The 15,326-nt window shown below is 39.0% G+C and carries 10 protein-coding genes and 1 tRNA gene; 3 read left to right on the plus strand and 8 right to left on the minus strand.

All coding sequences use genetic code 11. From position 1 onward, the window contains the following. Nucleotides 1-9: 9 nt before the first annotated feature. From I3B46_RS17705 to I3B46_RS17720, 4 genes are all read right to left on the minus strand, one after another. Nucleotides 10-2,535 carry an outer membrane usher protein gene (locus I3B46_RS17705; protein ID WP_060561395.1) on the minus strand — a complete coding sequence of 842 codons (2,526 nt, stop codon included), beginning with the start codon at nt 2,533-2,535 and terminating at the stop codon, nt 10-12. 64 nt (nt 2,536-2,599) lie between these two features. Continuing rightward, nucleotides 2,600-3,139 (minus strand): fimbrial protein, encoded by a 540-nt coding sequence (locus tag I3B46_RS17710; protein ID WP_060561394.1) that lies wholly within the window; start codon nt 3,137-3,139, stop codon nt 2,600-2,602. A gap of 38 nt (nt 3,140-3,177) precedes the next feature. Next, nucleotides 3,178-3,705, minus strand: coding sequence for a fimbrial protein (locus I3B46_RS17715; protein ID WP_014657601.1), 528 nt, complete (start codon nt 3,703-3,705; stop codon nt 3,178-3,180). A gap of 192 nt (nt 3,706-3,897) precedes the next feature. Beyond that, nucleotides 3,898-4,239: a helix-turn-helix domain-containing protein gene (locus I3B46_RS17720; RefSeq protein WP_223854670.1), complete on the minus strand. Its 342-nt coding sequence runs from the start codon at nt 4,237-4,239 to the stop codon at nt 3,898-3,900. A gap of 966 nt (nt 4,240-5,205) precedes the next feature. Here I3B46_RS17720 and I3B46_RS17725 point away from each other — a divergent pair. After that, entirely contained in the window at nt 5,206-5,547 is a 342-nt protein-coding gene (locus I3B46_RS17725) for a tetratricopeptide repeat protein (RefSeq protein WP_014657599.1), read from the plus strand. Nucleotides 5,548-5,795: 248 nt separating this feature from the next. After that, nucleotides 5,796-6,983: an MFS transporter gene (locus tag I3B46_RS17730; protein WP_053109755.1), complete on the plus strand. Its 1,188-nt coding sequence runs from the start codon at nt 5,796-5,798 to the stop codon at nt 6,981-6,983. A 1,939-nt stretch (nt 6,984-8,922) separates the two neighbouring features. Here I3B46_RS17730 and I3B46_RS17735 read toward each other — a convergent pair. Next, nucleotides 8,923-8,999 (minus strand) — tRNA-Ile (locus tag I3B46_RS17735). Between the two features lie 371 nt (nt 9,000-9,370). Next, on the minus strand, nt 9,371-9,967 hold the full coding sequence (locus I3B46_RS17740) for a GNAT family N-acetyltransferase (protein WP_014657597.1): 597 nt from the start codon (nt 9,965-9,967) through the stop codon (nt 9,371-9,373). Nucleotides 9,968-10,216: 249 nt separating this feature from the next. On the opposite strand from I3B46_RS17740, the gene I3B46_RS17745 reads away from it, so the two are divergent. Continuing rightward, the gene (locus I3B46_RS17745; RefSeq protein ID WP_102780818.1) at nt 10,217-12,238 is read left to right on the plus strand and encodes an NADPH-dependent 2,4-dienoyl-CoA reductase; all 2,022 of its coding nucleotides are present in this window, start codon (nt 10,217-10,219) and stop codon (nt 12,236-12,238) included. An 83-nt stretch (nt 12,239-12,321) separates the two neighbouring features. Here I3B46_RS17745 and sstT read toward each other — a convergent pair whose 3' ends face one another. After that, nucleotides 12,322-13,575 carry a serine/threonine transporter SstT gene (sstT, locus tag I3B46_RS17750; protein ID WP_036943096.1) on the minus strand — a complete coding sequence of 418 codons (1,254 nt, stop codon included), beginning with the start codon at nt 13,573-13,575 and terminating at the stop codon, nt 12,322-12,324. Nucleotides 13,576-13,848: 273 nt separating this feature from the next. After that, nucleotides 13,849-14,808, minus strand: coding sequence for a TerC family protein (locus I3B46_RS17755; protein WP_053109761.1), 960 nt, complete (start codon nt 14,806-14,808; stop codon nt 13,849-13,851). Nucleotides 14,809-15,326 lie beyond the last annotated feature (518 nt).

Below are 15,326 nucleotides of genomic sequence, written 5' to 3' on the forward strand. Positions count from 1 at the left end.
TAACGCGTGTTATCGCTGCGCTAACTGCTTTGCTGCTAGCGGAGTACACTGCAACAACAGCGATGGATTGTTGATATCGATACTCTCAGGGAAAGCCACTTGGCATCCGTCCTCGTCTCCCCACTGTATGGTCATTAGGGAATTTGGTTCAATACCGCTGATATACGCACTGCCGCTATCCCCTACGATGCCGGTGCTTTGGCCTTTTGTATTGAATATTTGCGCCCCAAACGGAGGGTAACTGCCATCCGGTAAGCGCAACACCGTCATCGCTTTTTGCCCTGCCACAACCGCAAATTCGCGGTAACCCACCGCCCCTTCGGTTAAGGTCACTTGCACCACCGATTGCTGTGCATCCACATCATCTGGCAGCGCGTTCAAGTCAATTTGTGCCTTGCTGCGGTAGTAACTGTTCATGTCACCAACCACCGCTTTACCAAACATATTGGTGGTAACCGGAGCTCCAAACCCTTTGACAGGCACATTAGCAATGCCATCGGTGTCCACCAGTAAACGGGTTCCTCCAGGGATGCTCATGCGATGTACACCACCACCTTCTGCCGTCAGCGTGATCCCACCAGTTGCTGATAATCCAAACGCGGTATATTGGTTATTGGCGTAACTCGCATTACCCGAGACTCGCGCGGTATCGCCTTGGTGAGTCAGATACGCAGTTCCACTCGCTCCTTTACGGTTTGATCCTACGCCCAATTGATAATTGGTACGCTCATCAATGCGGTCATGGTAAGTCACTCGATTGACCGTGTCATAACGGCTGCTATTTAAGGAATACCCCACATTAGCACCATTACTCAGCGGAAATGAGGTCGATAAATAAATACTGTCATCCGTCACCCCGTTATACATACTGCGGTTTGCCGACAGGTTAACGCTGACATTCTTAATCGTTCCCACATCAAAATATTTGGATAACGTCAGGCTGTAATAGTTGTTTTCCGGTCGATCCCAATAGGTTTGGTGGTTGTAGTTCAAATACACAGACATACCGATATCACGGAAATTTTTGCTCAGTGAAATGGTGTACAGCTCTTTGCTACCACCATAACGAATACCTGTTTTCCTTGCCTGTAAGAAGTCTGACATACTCATAAAGTCTCGCTCCGAGAAGCGATAACCCGCGAATTGAATTTGACTATCAATAGCATCAAAACGTTTTGCGTAGCTGACACGATAAGATCCACCGTTAATAGTGTTTTCACCTGCCAAACGCGCAAACGACTGAGTCACATCGAATGACAACGCACCGAACGCCAGTAAGTCTCGACCAATACCCGCTGAAATCGCTTGGTAGTTTTTGCTGCCAAGCAAACCACTGAACAGTGACCAACCGTTATTCACCCCCCACGAAAACTCACCAGTGATAAAGTTATCACCCTCTTTGTGCCGGTTAACATCATTCGGCTGACCCAATGCCAACTTATATTGAAGCTGTCCCGGACGAGTTAGGTAAGGTAAGTTAGCTGTATCGAGTTGATACTCTTGTACCGTACCATCTTGCTCTTCAATTTTGACGTCCAACGTACCACTAATCGCATCGCTCAAGTTTTGAATACGAAACGGCCCCGGTGCCACTTGTTCGGTATAAATCACACGCCCTTGCTGGCTTATCGTCACCGTCGCATTGGATTGTGCGATCCCTGTTACTTCCGGTGCGTAACCGCGTAAATTCGGCGGCAACATGTTCAAATCCGAGCGCAAACTGGCGCCAATAAAACGGAATGAATCAAACATATTTGAGTTCAGGTAATCTTCACCCAAAATCAGTTTGGCTCCGAGAGCCGGCAGCGCACGAAAGGCGTAAAATCGATTCCATTGAAAATCACGATTGATAGCTTGGTTTGAGCCTGTTGCATGATTTAAACGGCCTTGCCAATCTGCACGAAAACGCCATGCACCTAAGTTTACCCCCGCCACCCCGTTACCGTTTAAGGTGTAGGTATTATGACCTTTGTTGTGCGGGCGATAAGTGTTACCGTTAATGTTGTAATCCAACAAAATCGCAGCAATCCCTTCATCCCAACGCGATGGTGGATCCCAATTAGGAGCCGTATACTCCATGTAAGCTTGTGGAATACTCACGTATAAGGATGAAGTTGAGAGATCCCCACGCACCTGTATTCCCGGCAAACTTTCCAAATTTAAGCATTGGTCATCGTGCCACCATGTCAGCTTTTTCAAGCTGTCTGCGGTCAGCCCTAATTGGGCAGTGATATCGGGTGATAAGCACGGCTCACTGCCTTGAGGATCATTCTCAGGGGGATAAAATGGTACTTTCACTTCTGGTAACGTATCGTCATTGACCTTAAGCGCTAAGCTATAGGTTCCTGGCATCACATAACCAGCACGCGAAAAATGTTCTAGATTGATATTTTTTTTGTCTTCCACATCCAATACATCCATATTGAATTGGATAACATCAGATGATGCCAATGCTATCTGACTTTCACCCAAAGCAAACGCAATGGACAGCGACAGCAATGCAAGGCGAAAATAAGTAGCCTTTGGTGAAGACATAAAAAATATCCCTCGTGAACATTCACAATAACAATAAAGAGAAAAATAAATTCAACCGGCTTAATTAGTAATAATCGACTTTAAAACGGATCAAGCTTTGGTAATATCCTGCTCTTAGTGGGCGAGAGTCAGAGACTAACCGTAATTGATAAGCTAATCGCATACTCGGCGGTACAATATCTTGCTCCGGAGATGCTTCCCCCGGTACCACTTGACGCGATTGTGCATCTTGCATAAGTAACCCTACGCCGCGCGCTTCACCAAATACTTGAAACAACCCGTTATCGGAAGGTCCATCAAAGGTCATGCGCAAGGCACGCCAAGTTTGAGTCGGATCACTGTGTTTGACTAAATCACAATTAACTAATTGAATTTCAAAATCTTGTTTGGGGCCTTGGCCTTCTTGACGGATCGTACCAATCGGCAACACACCCATATCAATGATTTGGTCACGTGATTCCATGGCAATTGTGCAGGCAGCATCGGTGATTTCACCGTTCATAGTCACCGTACCTGCACCTTGCCCAGCTGCGTGCACCAAAGGTGAGGTAAAACTCGTAGTGAGGAGTAATACACTCCATCCGAATACAGCTTGACACCCCATGGTTTTACCCTCCTTTGAATAACACACTAGTGTTCTGATTACTCGTAGCTCATTGTGAAGTTAGCGAGTGCTGTAAATTCACCTGGAACAATAGTTTTGCCATCACCTTTCAAATAAGCAGAGAACAGCAGTGAGTTATCACCATTTTGAATTTTTAAGTCAGTTCCAGCAGAGCCATCTAATTTCACTGGTACACCACCCAGACCTGCAATTTGAACACCTGCGCCAGATGCTTGACCTTGAATAGCCAGTGAATCAGCTAAGTTAGGATTCACACCACCCGTAAAGGTGACGGTCGCCGTATTGTCTGTCAGCGTGGTTGTATCACAGTCAACCAGCTCAATAGTGAATGGCACTGGACGAGAAGTACCACCATCGGCTAATTGTGCTGATGCTACCTGACCTAGGTTAACCGTTTGGTCTGTAGACTCTGGCGCGATACCACATGCGGCTTCAATGATTGAGCCGTAGAATGTCACAGTACCTTGACCTGCGCTGACTGGAGCAGCCATAGCTGATGCGCTCATTGCGCCAGAAATCAGAGTTGCTAAAAGAATCTTTTTCATATTGGTTACGCCTTTACGATGAACACTAAAAAAAGTAAGCTATTAATTAGCTCACTTGGTTAAATAATTAATAGAATTTATTTATTAAATAATAAATAAAAACAAATAAAATACTTTCTGAGAACAGAAAGTATTTTATTTATTCTCAGTTAAACATAAATCTTTAATAGTTTATTATTTGGCCGACTATAATTAGCCAACCAAATTATTCATCTTTACTGAAAAAGCATCCTCACCTTTATAGTAAGGAGATGGAGGTAAAAACAAATTAATATAATGAGAACCAACTTTTTTTTCTGTATCATTAACATTAAGATAAACAGCACTAAAGAAATTACTTAAACTACAATCCAATTCATGCAAAATAACAAAGAGGGTATCAACATTAATATTACACACACCTCTTTCATATCGAGATATTTGCTGCTGCGAGACATTTAGTTTTTCAGCTAACTGTTTTCCTGTTAACCCTCTCTTTTTCCTTAAACGAAATATCTCTTTACCAACAGCAATCATAAAAATATTTTTTGACACTTCATGTTCCACTATCATATTAGGCCCTCAATTCCTGATACAACAAACTTCATTTATTAAAGCCCGCTTGCACGAAAATATTTACGCCTTGCTCTGTTGCAGATAAATTTACTGTACCTGCTGCTCAAAATCAAACAAAGCTATATCTACCAAGCAGTTATTGATATAAGTTAAATATCCAAATAATGAGTAATTCAAACACAAAAAACCACATTAGCTTGGTACATTCAACATTCCTATTAAGAGAATACAAATTAGACCAGAATTATATATTACAAGAATCCCAAAAAGATTTAAAATTAGATTTATAATTCTGAAATTCATATTTTTTCAGAGGTTAAGTAATAACACTTAACGAAAAAAATATATGGAAAAATCCATCAATCCAACAAAATAAAATAAACTCAATAAAATCAATGCATTGAATAGCGTGGTAATTTTAATTAACACTTCAATTTTAGATATAATATTTTGCAATATCTGTAATATTGTTCTAATCAAACTAATTGTTTAGGATTAAATAAAACAGAAGTTTATTTTCACTTCACGTTTTTTATTTATATTCTTACAGAGCTATTCTTAATTAAAAAATCATTATTGCTAACTTCATCACCTTTAGAGAAATCATCATTAAATGACACTCACTTTATTATTTTCGAGATCATATTATGAAGATAGCTGCTCACCATACAAATTATCTATTAATATCTTTACAACACTTATTTTTTCATATTCACTATCCTTGAATAAAAGCCCCCCCTCTGACCTATTGACATTTACTCATGAATACAATAAAAAATGATGAAAAATATAAATTAGAATGAAATTAATGATATTGCTCAAAGTGGAATTCAACTACCGAAATGGAGATAAAAATCGCTAAACAATAAAATTTAAGTGCTAGATATTTTTAAGAAGCAATATAAAACCCCATATCTAGAAATAAGAAAAAATGAATATTTTAATTTGATTGATAATATAAACTTGTTAAGTCAACGACTCGAAGAATCAGAAAAAACAAAAACCAGCGCTGAACTGGGGGATAAAGATGCACAGCTCAACCTTGGCTTAATGTACTATCAAGGAGATGGAGTTCCTGTTTCCATTGAACAAGCACAGAAATGGTTTATGCGTGCAGCAGAACAGGGCAATGCATATGCACAATATAACCTTGGCTGGCTCATGCAAAAAGGTGAGGTCGAAAATGCTTCTCCTTATGCGGCACGCTACTATTTTGAGTTGGCCTGCAAAGGGGGCTTAGAAAAAGCCTGCTTCGCGCTAGAAAAATCGCATAGCGAACATTTCTAAAACAGCCTCTCTATTTAAACGTTAATGGGAACTTAAATCCCATTAACTTTTCCCAATGTATGTTTATTCAACCTATCAGATAATCTGCAAATTTCTTGATGTTGCCGCTAAAAAACAAAAAAAGCCCTATTTTTCGTTCTTAAGAATGATAGTCACCTTTCGTTATTTCACCCTAAAATCGACAAGTAATTATTAACTTTTTATTAACATTCACCGAAGGTACTGCTTATTATTGACGAGGTGCTTAAATGAACGAATCGCTGCACACACAAGATGTCAATGCCATGCCACCAAAAGTCATCCTAAAATCTTCATTGAGTTTACTACTCGCAATTATTATTTTTGCGGCCATTGCCCCAGGTATTTTGATGACAGCGCCGGCAGTTGCAACTCAATTGGGCTCTCAATGGCAGTTATCGGCCGATAAAATAGGTTATCTTTTTTCAGCAGAATTAGGGGCTATGAGCTTTGCAACTGTTCCTGCTTGGTATTGGATCAACCGTATTAATTGGCAAAAAATAGCCATTATCTCTGCCATTATTTTTATCATAGGTAACCTACTCTCTGCTTTCGCGGCCACCTATATCACCTTGTTAATTTTTCGCGTCATAGCATCATTAGCTGGTGGTACATTAATGATACTGTGTATTTCATGTGCCGGAAAAACAGAAAACCCGAGCCGCATGTACGCTTTTTGGGTTTTAGGTCAACTCGCATTAGGTACACTTGGACTACTTGTCTTACCACCGTTATTTGAACTCTACGGATTACGTATCGTTTACTTTATTCTCGCTGCTTTTATGGTCATCTTTTTTCCATTAATTCGAGCATTTCCTAATGTGATAATGGAAAAAGATCAACATCATCACTCATCAACTCACCCGCGAAATGCATTTATTAATAAGGCGATGGCCATTATTGCGATACTCATTTTCTATATTTGTTTGAGCCAAGTTTGGACATTCATAGGTGTATTTGGCCAAAATAGCGGGCTAGATGCTGAAGAGAATGGTCAGATTTTAGCGATCGCCACCATTTTAGGTATGGTTGGTGCGGTGATTGCGGCAACTGTTTCTAATCGGTTTAAAACCAATAAATTAGTGTTTTTAGGATATGGATTATTAATGGCAAGTATCTTGTTATTGATTGGTTCACCTACCGTAATACGGTTTATTGTTGCCGCCTTATTGTTTAAATTCACATGGACATTTGTTTTACCTTTTATTATGGGAGCGGTCTCCCAGCTTGATACCAGCGGTAGGCTCATGAATAACATAAATTTGGTAATTGGTGGTGGAATGGCTATTGGCCCTGCCATTGGTGGATATATTTTAGTCAATTCGACACAAATGTTGACCTTTATTAGTTTTGCAGCGTTATGCACTCTATGCTCATTCGCCTTAGTTGCTTACTTTATAAAACAGTCGAAGTCATAATTTAAGTTATAAAATAATAATTTTCTTACTTTTGATAAGTCGAGGTTTTCTTCACATTAATGATAACGTATGGCTCTATCCATTTTCAGTAAGCTCATTTTGTCTTATGAGGAAATATTGGAAAGCGGTTTTCTCTCAAAATTGTCATGGTCAATAAAATTTGCCCACAGCACTTGAGCTATCGCGAATTATACAGAAGGTCTAGTATCAGCAGTGCGGTAGCTTTCTTGAATTGTATTGTGTACTTGCAACCGGCTGATTTTTTTATTCATCGGTGAGGCTTATTGTGAATGCCTTTAGGCTTTCACTTGAACTGCCTGCTATTCATCTATGGTTAATTAACGCATTGATAGCTTTAGATACAGTGTCATTTTAGCCTAGACCCCGTTAAGTGACCCCAAGTTAAAATTCAGCACTGAGATTACATGAACCTTATATGTTATCAATATCCTCTGTTGAGTAATGAAATACTCGTTCCCTAGTTCAAGTTGCTAAATTAGCTATATCACGACAATCGCACCATTTCCTTCTGTGTGAAAACAATAATACCGCCAAGGTAGCAATTCAAATAGATAGTCGCTATCAAAAACAATTTATTTATCGAAACGTTCAAATATTTATAGCTGTAAAAATATACCGACCGATAACAAACCTATAAAATCACTCATTCTCAGTTCGCTTTTGTCAACTTGATAAGATTATGATTGTATGATTAAGGTAGGCGCTTTAACATTAAGGAGCTTTTTACCTAACTCCTACAGTTATTTTCAAAAAGAAACTATTTCTACAACACAAAATATAGTAACCAAGCGTTAATAAATTATTGTAATTGTAGAAATAGTAACATGGACAAAAAATTAAACTTCAGAGTGCACAACAACCATATTAAAGTAAAACCTGGGAGGACAACACTTTATATACATTTATGTGCAAACTAAATTTAAACAATATATTTCAATCGTCGTTACACCTAATTCGGGATTAATAATATTCCAGCAATTTTAAATATTCAATAGCTTAAAATTCCCCAAAAACCCTTTAAAGTTGTAATAGTTAAATTATAAAATTAAAAATACTCATTAATAATTATGAACTTAATAAGTCAGAATAAATTAAAACAAACTTATTACAAAAGATTTCAAAAAAATAAAAAAACACCATTTAAGACTAATCTCACCATAGAACAATAACCACATAGGTAAAAACAACTATAAAAATACGAAAACCTACAATTACAGCCTACAAAAACGCAATAAAGGATAACTAAATAGATTTAAATACCATACAAATGCCATAATATATTTTTAAATTCCATTAATTATAAAAAATTAGACCAATTAACAAGAAAAACACTTCTTTATATAAAAATATTTCTTTCTCACTTTAAATTTTTATTAATAATATAATTTAAAATCTTAACAGATATATGCTTTTTAAAATTAATCGTGATTTTTATGAGGATATTTTCTTTAAACCAATGTGCATGATTAAACATACAACAAAGTTGTCATCACGAAACACCTATAAAATCTATCAATCTGATCACTATTAAGAACATTCTCAATGGTGATTTTTATAATTAATTAAACACTCATAAAGGAATAGTTTTAATGATTATGGGAATACTTCTTTCTCATTTAAAAATAAATATTACTCAACCAACCTTAAATAGATAGTCTATATATGACAATTAAATAAAAATAAACCATATCTTGTAGAAGTCAAACTCCCATTAGCAGCATAAAGAAATACTTTTATCATTAGGTTCTTAACTGGAACGGATACCTAATTAATCTTAAAGCGAATAGTTTAAATTCATTATTTTCAATAGATAGGGAGAACTTCAGTGAAGAGATTTCTTGAACTAAAGGAATAGGATGGAAACAAAAAAGCCACTTGCTAAGAAGTGGCTTAATGCGCTGATTTAACAGCTAAAATTTGGTGGCCCCTACTGGACTTGAACCAGTGACCAATCGATTATGAGTCGACTGCTCTAACCAACTGAGCTAAGGGGCCAAAGTTGAAGCGATTATACGTGCTGTTTTCTCTCAGGTCTAGTCTTTCAAAACTGTATGGTGATTTTCTACGCAATTCCATTTTCTGCTTTATCATTCAGCAAGATATCATTACTCAAAATGATAACTCTTGTTCAAAGAGCCGCATTTATCCCTCTTCCCTCTGCCTTTTAAACAAGTATTTTTACAACTCAGCACTGATAACAACCAAATGCTATGCATAAAAAATCAAAAAAATTAGTCTAACTATATAAAAATCAAACGATTTAATTGATAATGACTATTTCTTAAACAGAAAACAGCACCGATTAACCAACCTCTCTTATTGATTAATCACAGAGACTTATTTTTTATAAACTCAGCGAATGGCTACTAGCGAGGTTTCTCCAATTGCCACTGTAGATGGTGTTTTATCGATGGCCACTCTGACGCAATAATACTGTATACGCAGGTATCCCGTAATTCACCAGTACGAGTATACATATGACTTCTTAGTACCCCGTCAAGTTTAGCGCCCAGTCTCTCTATCGCCCTTCGACTTTGCTGATTTAAAAAATGAGTTCTAAATTCCACGGCAACGCAAGATAAGGTTTCAAACGCGTGTTGGAGTAACAAGAATTTCGCTTCTGTATTAATTGCAGTTCGTTGAACTTCTCGACTATACCAGGTTGCACCAATTTCAACTCGACGAGTCTCTTGGTCAATTTTATTGTAGGCGGTCATCCCAACAGCTTTACCTGATTTTTTATTCATCACTGCAAAAGGTAACATTTCTTGTTGCTGATATAGCTTTAAACGCCGTTCAACATCTTTAGCAAGGTTTTCTGGTTCAGGTACTGAGGTATACCATAGTTTATGTAAACTATCTCTTTGAATAATTTCCATAAACTCAGAGTCATATTGGTGGGATAGCAGCTCCAGTTTTACAAAGCCCCCTTCAAGTTCTATAGCCTCGCAAATCGTTTTCATCGTAACCATCCTTTTTCGTACAATGGTAAAATAGCTTTACTGGTTAAGTTCCCTAATAGCCACCCTGTTTTACACGCCAATTATGACAAAAAAATAAAATCGTCTGTGCCGACCTAGACTACCTGCAATTTACCAATAAATCATATGATAAATATCACATTTTTTTAACATATTTTTCTATTGTCCCCATCATTGCGCTAGAGTTAACTCATCTGACCTGTTAATAAAATCCCGCAGGGGAGCAAAAATATGAGCAATTTTCCACATCTTTTTACCCCACTGAATTTGGGGCACACAGTACTAAAAAACCGTATTTTAATGGGTTCCATGCATACGGGGCTTGAAGAACATCCGGAAGGAAGCCAGCGTTTGGCTCATTTTTATCGGTTACGCGCAGAAAATGGTGTTAGCTTAATAATTACAGGAGGGATCGCACCAAATAAAGAAGGTGCCTTAACCGCTCATGGCGCGGTGCTCAATACTCCGGAACAGTTGCCTTTTCACCAAGAAATCACCCAAGCAGTACACAGCGCTGACGGTAAAATTGCTTTGCAGATCTTACATGCGGGTCGTTATGGTTTTCATCCTCATATTGTTGCCCCTAGTGCCATCCAAGCTGAGATCATTCCATTTACCCCCAACGCTCTCACAACAGAACAAATTAATAAAACGATTAATGATTTTGTCACCACAGCAAAACTCGCACAGCAAGCAGGCTATGATGGCGTCGAAATAATGGGCTCAGAAGGCTACCTTATTAATCAATTTATCGCCAAGCGCACAAACCATAGAACTGATGAATGGGGAGGAAGCTACGATAATAGGATCCGTTTCCCTCTCGAAATTGTCAGTAAAATCCGTCAGGCAGTGGGTGAAAACTTTATCATTATTTATCGCCTCTCAATGTTAGATCTCGTAGAGGAAGGTTCCAACTGGGAAGAAATTGAATATTTAGCGAAAGCGATTGAGCAAGCTGGCGCAACAATGATCAACACAGGTATTGGTTGGCATGAAGCGAGGATCCCAACTATTGCAACACAAGTACCACGTCATGCATTTAGCTGGGTAACAGAAAAATTAATGGGAAAAGTCACCATTCCTTTGATCACAACGAATAGGATCAACGATCCCTTTGTTGCCGAACGGATCATTAGTTCAGGTCAAGCGGATATGGTATCGATGGCTCGCCCATTCCTTGCCGACGAAGCATTTGTTCGGAAAGCACAAGAAAATCGTGCTGATGAAATCAATACTTGCATTGGCTGCAATCAAGCCTGCCTTGATCAAATTTTTAATGGCAAGCTCGCTACCTGCCTAGTGAATCCTCGGGCCGTAAAAGAATTGAATTATCCCGATGAACAGGCGACACAAATAAAAACAGTAGCCATTGTTGGTGCAGGCCCTGCCGGACTCTCTTGTGCCATTTATGCAGCCAAGCGCGGTCATAAAGTGACTTTATTTGAAAAAGCCAATCAAATTGGTGGCCAATTTAATATGGCTAAACAGATCCCCGGAAAAGAGGAGTTCCACGAAACAATCCGCTATTTCTGCCGCCAACTGGAAATTCTAAATATTGAAGTCAAGCTTGAACATCAAGCGCATATTCGTGACCTTATTGGTTACGATGAAGTTGTTATTGCAACGGGGGTTGTGCCCAGAACCATTAATCTAGAAGGGCGTGAACACGAGAAGGTACTCTCCTATATTGATGTACTAACTGGAAAGCGCATGGTAGGCCGTTCAGCTGCTATCATTGGTGCCGGGGGAATTGGCTTTGATATTGCTGAGTTTTTAAGCCAAAAAGGCCCAAGCAGCAGTTTGAATATATCGTTATTTAATCAAGAGTGGAATATTGATACCAGCATCAATTCGACCGGAGGAATATTGAGCCAATCTCCTCATCCTATCCCCTCTTCTCGCCAACTCTATTTGTTACAACGCAAAAACAGTAAAGTTGGCGCTGGGCTAGGTAAAACCACAGGCTGGGTTCATCGTTTATCACTCATGAAGCGTGGCGTGCAGATGTTTAATGGTGTTGAATATATGCGAGTTGATGATGATGGCTTGCATATTCGCTATCAAGATAAAATACATTGCCTCCCCGTCGATAATGTCATTCTTTGTGCAGGCCAAGAGCCATATCACCCATTAAAAGAGCCTCTCGCAGAGCATGGGATTCAAGCTCACGTCATTGGTGGCGCTGATGTCGCTGCTGAGCTTGATGCAAGAAGAGCAATTGAACAAGGAATGAAAGTAGCCTATCAGCTATAAAAAGCGCCATATTTATAATGCTAACCTATAAAAAACCCGCTATCCGTCAGCGGGTTTTTCTATGGATATTTATCGAGACTAAACTAGTCTTTTTGTGATAATTGCGCTGTAGGATCAGCCAATTTCTCATCTTCAGCAAGGCAAACCGCTGCTGTAAATAGTACATCAGTCGAAGAGTTAAGTGCTGTTTCTGCTGAATCTTGCAGCACACCAATCATCACCCCAACAGCAACTACTTGCATAGCGATTTCGTTCGAAATACCAAACATGTTACAGGCTAATGGAATGAGCAGTAAGGAGCCACCAGCAACACCAGAAGCACCACATGCGCAAACCGCAGCAACCACACTCAGTAAGAGCGCTGTCGGAATATCAACAGGGATCCCTAAAGTATGCACTGCCGCTAAGGTCAGTACTGTAATGGTAACCGCAGCCCCGCCCATATTGATCGTCGCACCCAGAGGAATAGAAACCGAGTAGGTATCTTCATGCAAATTCATGCGACGACACATCCCCATATTCACTGGAATGTTTGCAGCAGAGCTACGCGTAAAGAAGGCGGTTACACCACTTTCACGTAAACATGCGAAAACGAGTGGATACGGATTACGTTTAATTTTCCAATATACAATCAGAGGGTTAACAACTAATGCCACAATCAGCATACAACCAATAAGCACAGCGAGAACATGGAAGTAGCCTTTTAATGTTGCAAAACCTGTTATTGCGATTGTTGAAGAAACGAGACCAAAAATCCCAAGAGGCGCTAAGCGGATCACCACTCTAACAAGCTGTGTCACACTTTCTGAGAAGTCTTGAATCAGGTTCTTAGTCGTCTCGCTAGCATGGCGTAAAGCGATACCTAAACCAATCGCCCATGCGAGGATCCCGATATAGTTCCCCTTGATCAATGCATCGACTGGGTTAGCAAAAATATTCACTAACAAGCCTTTAAGCACTTCTGCAATATTTCCAGGAGGTGTTAACTGAGTATCACCGAGTGCTAATACCAGTCTGGATGGGAATATAAAAGAACCAATAACGGCTACCAACGCCGCGAAGAACGTACCTAATATATACAATACTAAGATAGGACGGATATTGGTTTTTTGCCCTTTGCGATGATTCGCAATGGATGCCATGACCAGTACCCAAACGAGTATAGGAGCAACCGCTTTTAGCGCACTAACAAACAAATCGCCCAATAACCCAACATTTTTTGCTGCTGATGGCCATAACCATGCCAATAAAATACCTGCGATCAGGCCTACGAGTATTTGCTTAACTAAGCTACCGCTCGTAATAACCTGCCATAACCCTGTTTTGTTTGTTTCCATAAGAGACCCATACATTATTTATCTTTATTAGGAATTAAATGTGTTTGCTCTGCCAGTATAAGGAATAAATACCTTATGGAAAGGCGATTATTTTAAATATAGACAATAATTTTTTTATTTTAACAATATATTTACATATCTGTGATCCTAATTGTATTTTGTTTCTTATAGTAGGATAGGAAACTGAGAAATCTATGATATTTTTCAGTCTGTTAAAGAGAAAAAGCACTCGGTTTTTATGCCGAGTGCTTGAGTTAATTAAGCAGTGAAAGATTAGCAGTTAGAAGCGTTTCTTTTATTAACGATAACATTAATCACTAAAGTGGCGACTAAAATTGTTGCAACCGTCCCCAAAGAGATGATCGTTGGAATGTGATAAATATCCATTAAAAGCATTTTCACACCGATAAAGGTCAAAATCACCGCCAAACCGTACTTAAGCATAGTGAATTTTTCAGCGACCCCAGCCAGTAGGAAATACATTGCACGTAAGCCTAAAATAGCAAAAAGATTTGAGGTTAATACGATAAACGGATCCGTGGTGACAGCAAAAATAGCGGGAATGCTATCTACCGCAAAAATCACATCGCTGATTTCAACAAGGATTAAGACTAAAAAAAGTGGTGTAGCAAAAAGTAACCCATTTCGTTTAATGAAAAACTTTTCACCGTGTAATTCATCAGTCATGCGTAAATGAGAACGAACCCACTTTACCAAGGGCTTATCGGTAATTGGAGAGCCATCTTCCTTTGTAAAAGCCATTTTGATACCTGTAAAGAGAAGGAACAGGCCAAAAATGTAAAGAATCCAACTAAATTGAGATACGAGCCAACTGCCTGCAAAGATCATAATGGTACGCAGTATAATCGCACCGAGTACCCCATAAACTAAAACACGTCTTTGTAGGTTCGCTGGGATCGCAAAATAGCTGAACAACATTAACCACACAAATACGTTATCAACCGCTAAAGCTTTCTCTAATACATAACCCGTTAAGAAAGCCGTTGTTTGGCTATTAGCAAATTCAAGGCTTACCGTATCTTTGAGATACCACCAAAATCCCCCAGCAAACATCAATGCTAGCGTCACCCACACCGTGCTCCAAATCGCCGCTTGTTTCATCGACATAACTTGGTCTTTATGTTTGCCTTGCCATAATAGGTCAACAAGCAACATTATGAGAATGATAACCGCGAAACTTCCCCATAAAATAGGGCTACCAACAGAGTGCATATAATTTCCTTAATTACAAAAAAAACGGCTGACACCTCAGAAGGCATCAGCCGCTTAACTGTTTTTAACCTAGAGTGACTATCTTTTGGTTGTAAACGATGAGCAAACCTTGCCTTCTGGCAAGGTCTCACTTACAACACAATAATCCTAGGTTAGGAAATTGTGGTGCTCGGCTACCGGGTGCAATATGATGAGCACCGTAATGACGATAAACCGACAAGAAGAAGTTACTCCCCTTTGCTATGACTGATAAATTAGGGTAATTAGTCCTAAAAATCAATAATCCATAGGTATAATTTGAGTAAAAATATTTAAAGACTATTGAATAAGGAAACACCTTTTTTTACCATTTTTGTCAAGAAACATCTTGGTAAAGCCCATTTTCACACCATTTATTGTAGAAAAAACGTGAGGAAGAAGATTGCGTTTTTCCGCAAAACTTAAATGAATTCTAAAAATAGAACGAGAATTCGCTGTTTAGTTATTTTTTGTTTTGTTAAAGTGGAGAGGCTTTGAAC

The sequence above is a fragment of the Providencia sp. 2.29 genome (assembly GCF_015832305.1).
Classification (GTDB): domain Bacteria; phylum Pseudomonadota; class Gammaproteobacteria; order Enterobacterales; family Enterobacteriaceae; genus Providencia; species Providencia stuartii.

What these genes read in the sequence shown, in the direction of transcription:
- I3B46_RS17705 (WP_060561395.1), bottom strand. Translation starts at nt 2,535, where the DNA reads ATGTCTTCACCAAAGGCTACTTATTTTCGCCTTGCATTGCTGTCGCTG.
- I3B46_RS17710 (WP_060561394.1), bottom strand. Translation starts at nt 3,139, where the DNA reads ATGGGGTGTCAAGCTGTATTCGGATGGAGTGTATTACTCCTCACTACG.
- I3B46_RS17715 (WP_014657601.1), bottom strand. Translation starts at nt 3,705, where the DNA reads ATGAAAAAGATTCTTTTAGCAACTCTGATTTCTGGCGCAATGAGCGCA.
- I3B46_RS17730 (WP_053109755.1), top strand. Translation starts at nt 5,796, where the DNA reads ATGAACGAATCGCTGCACACACAAGATGTCAATGCCATGCCACCAAAA.
- I3B46_RS17740 (WP_014657597.1), bottom strand. Translation starts at nt 9,967, where the DNA reads ATGAAAACGATTTGCGAGGCTATAGAACTTGAAGGGGGCTTTGTAAAA.
- I3B46_RS17745 (WP_102780818.1), top strand. Translation starts at nt 10,217, where the DNA reads ATGAGCAATTTTCCACATCTTTTTACCCCACTGAATTTGGGGCACACA.
- sstT (WP_036943096.1), bottom strand. Translation starts at nt 13,575, where the DNA reads ATGGAAACAAACAAAACAGGGTTATGGCAGGTTATTACGAGCGGTAGC.
- I3B46_RS17755 (WP_053109761.1), bottom strand. Translation starts at nt 14,808, where the DNA reads ATGCACTCTGTTGGTAGCCCTATTTTATGGGGAAGTTTCGCGGTTATC.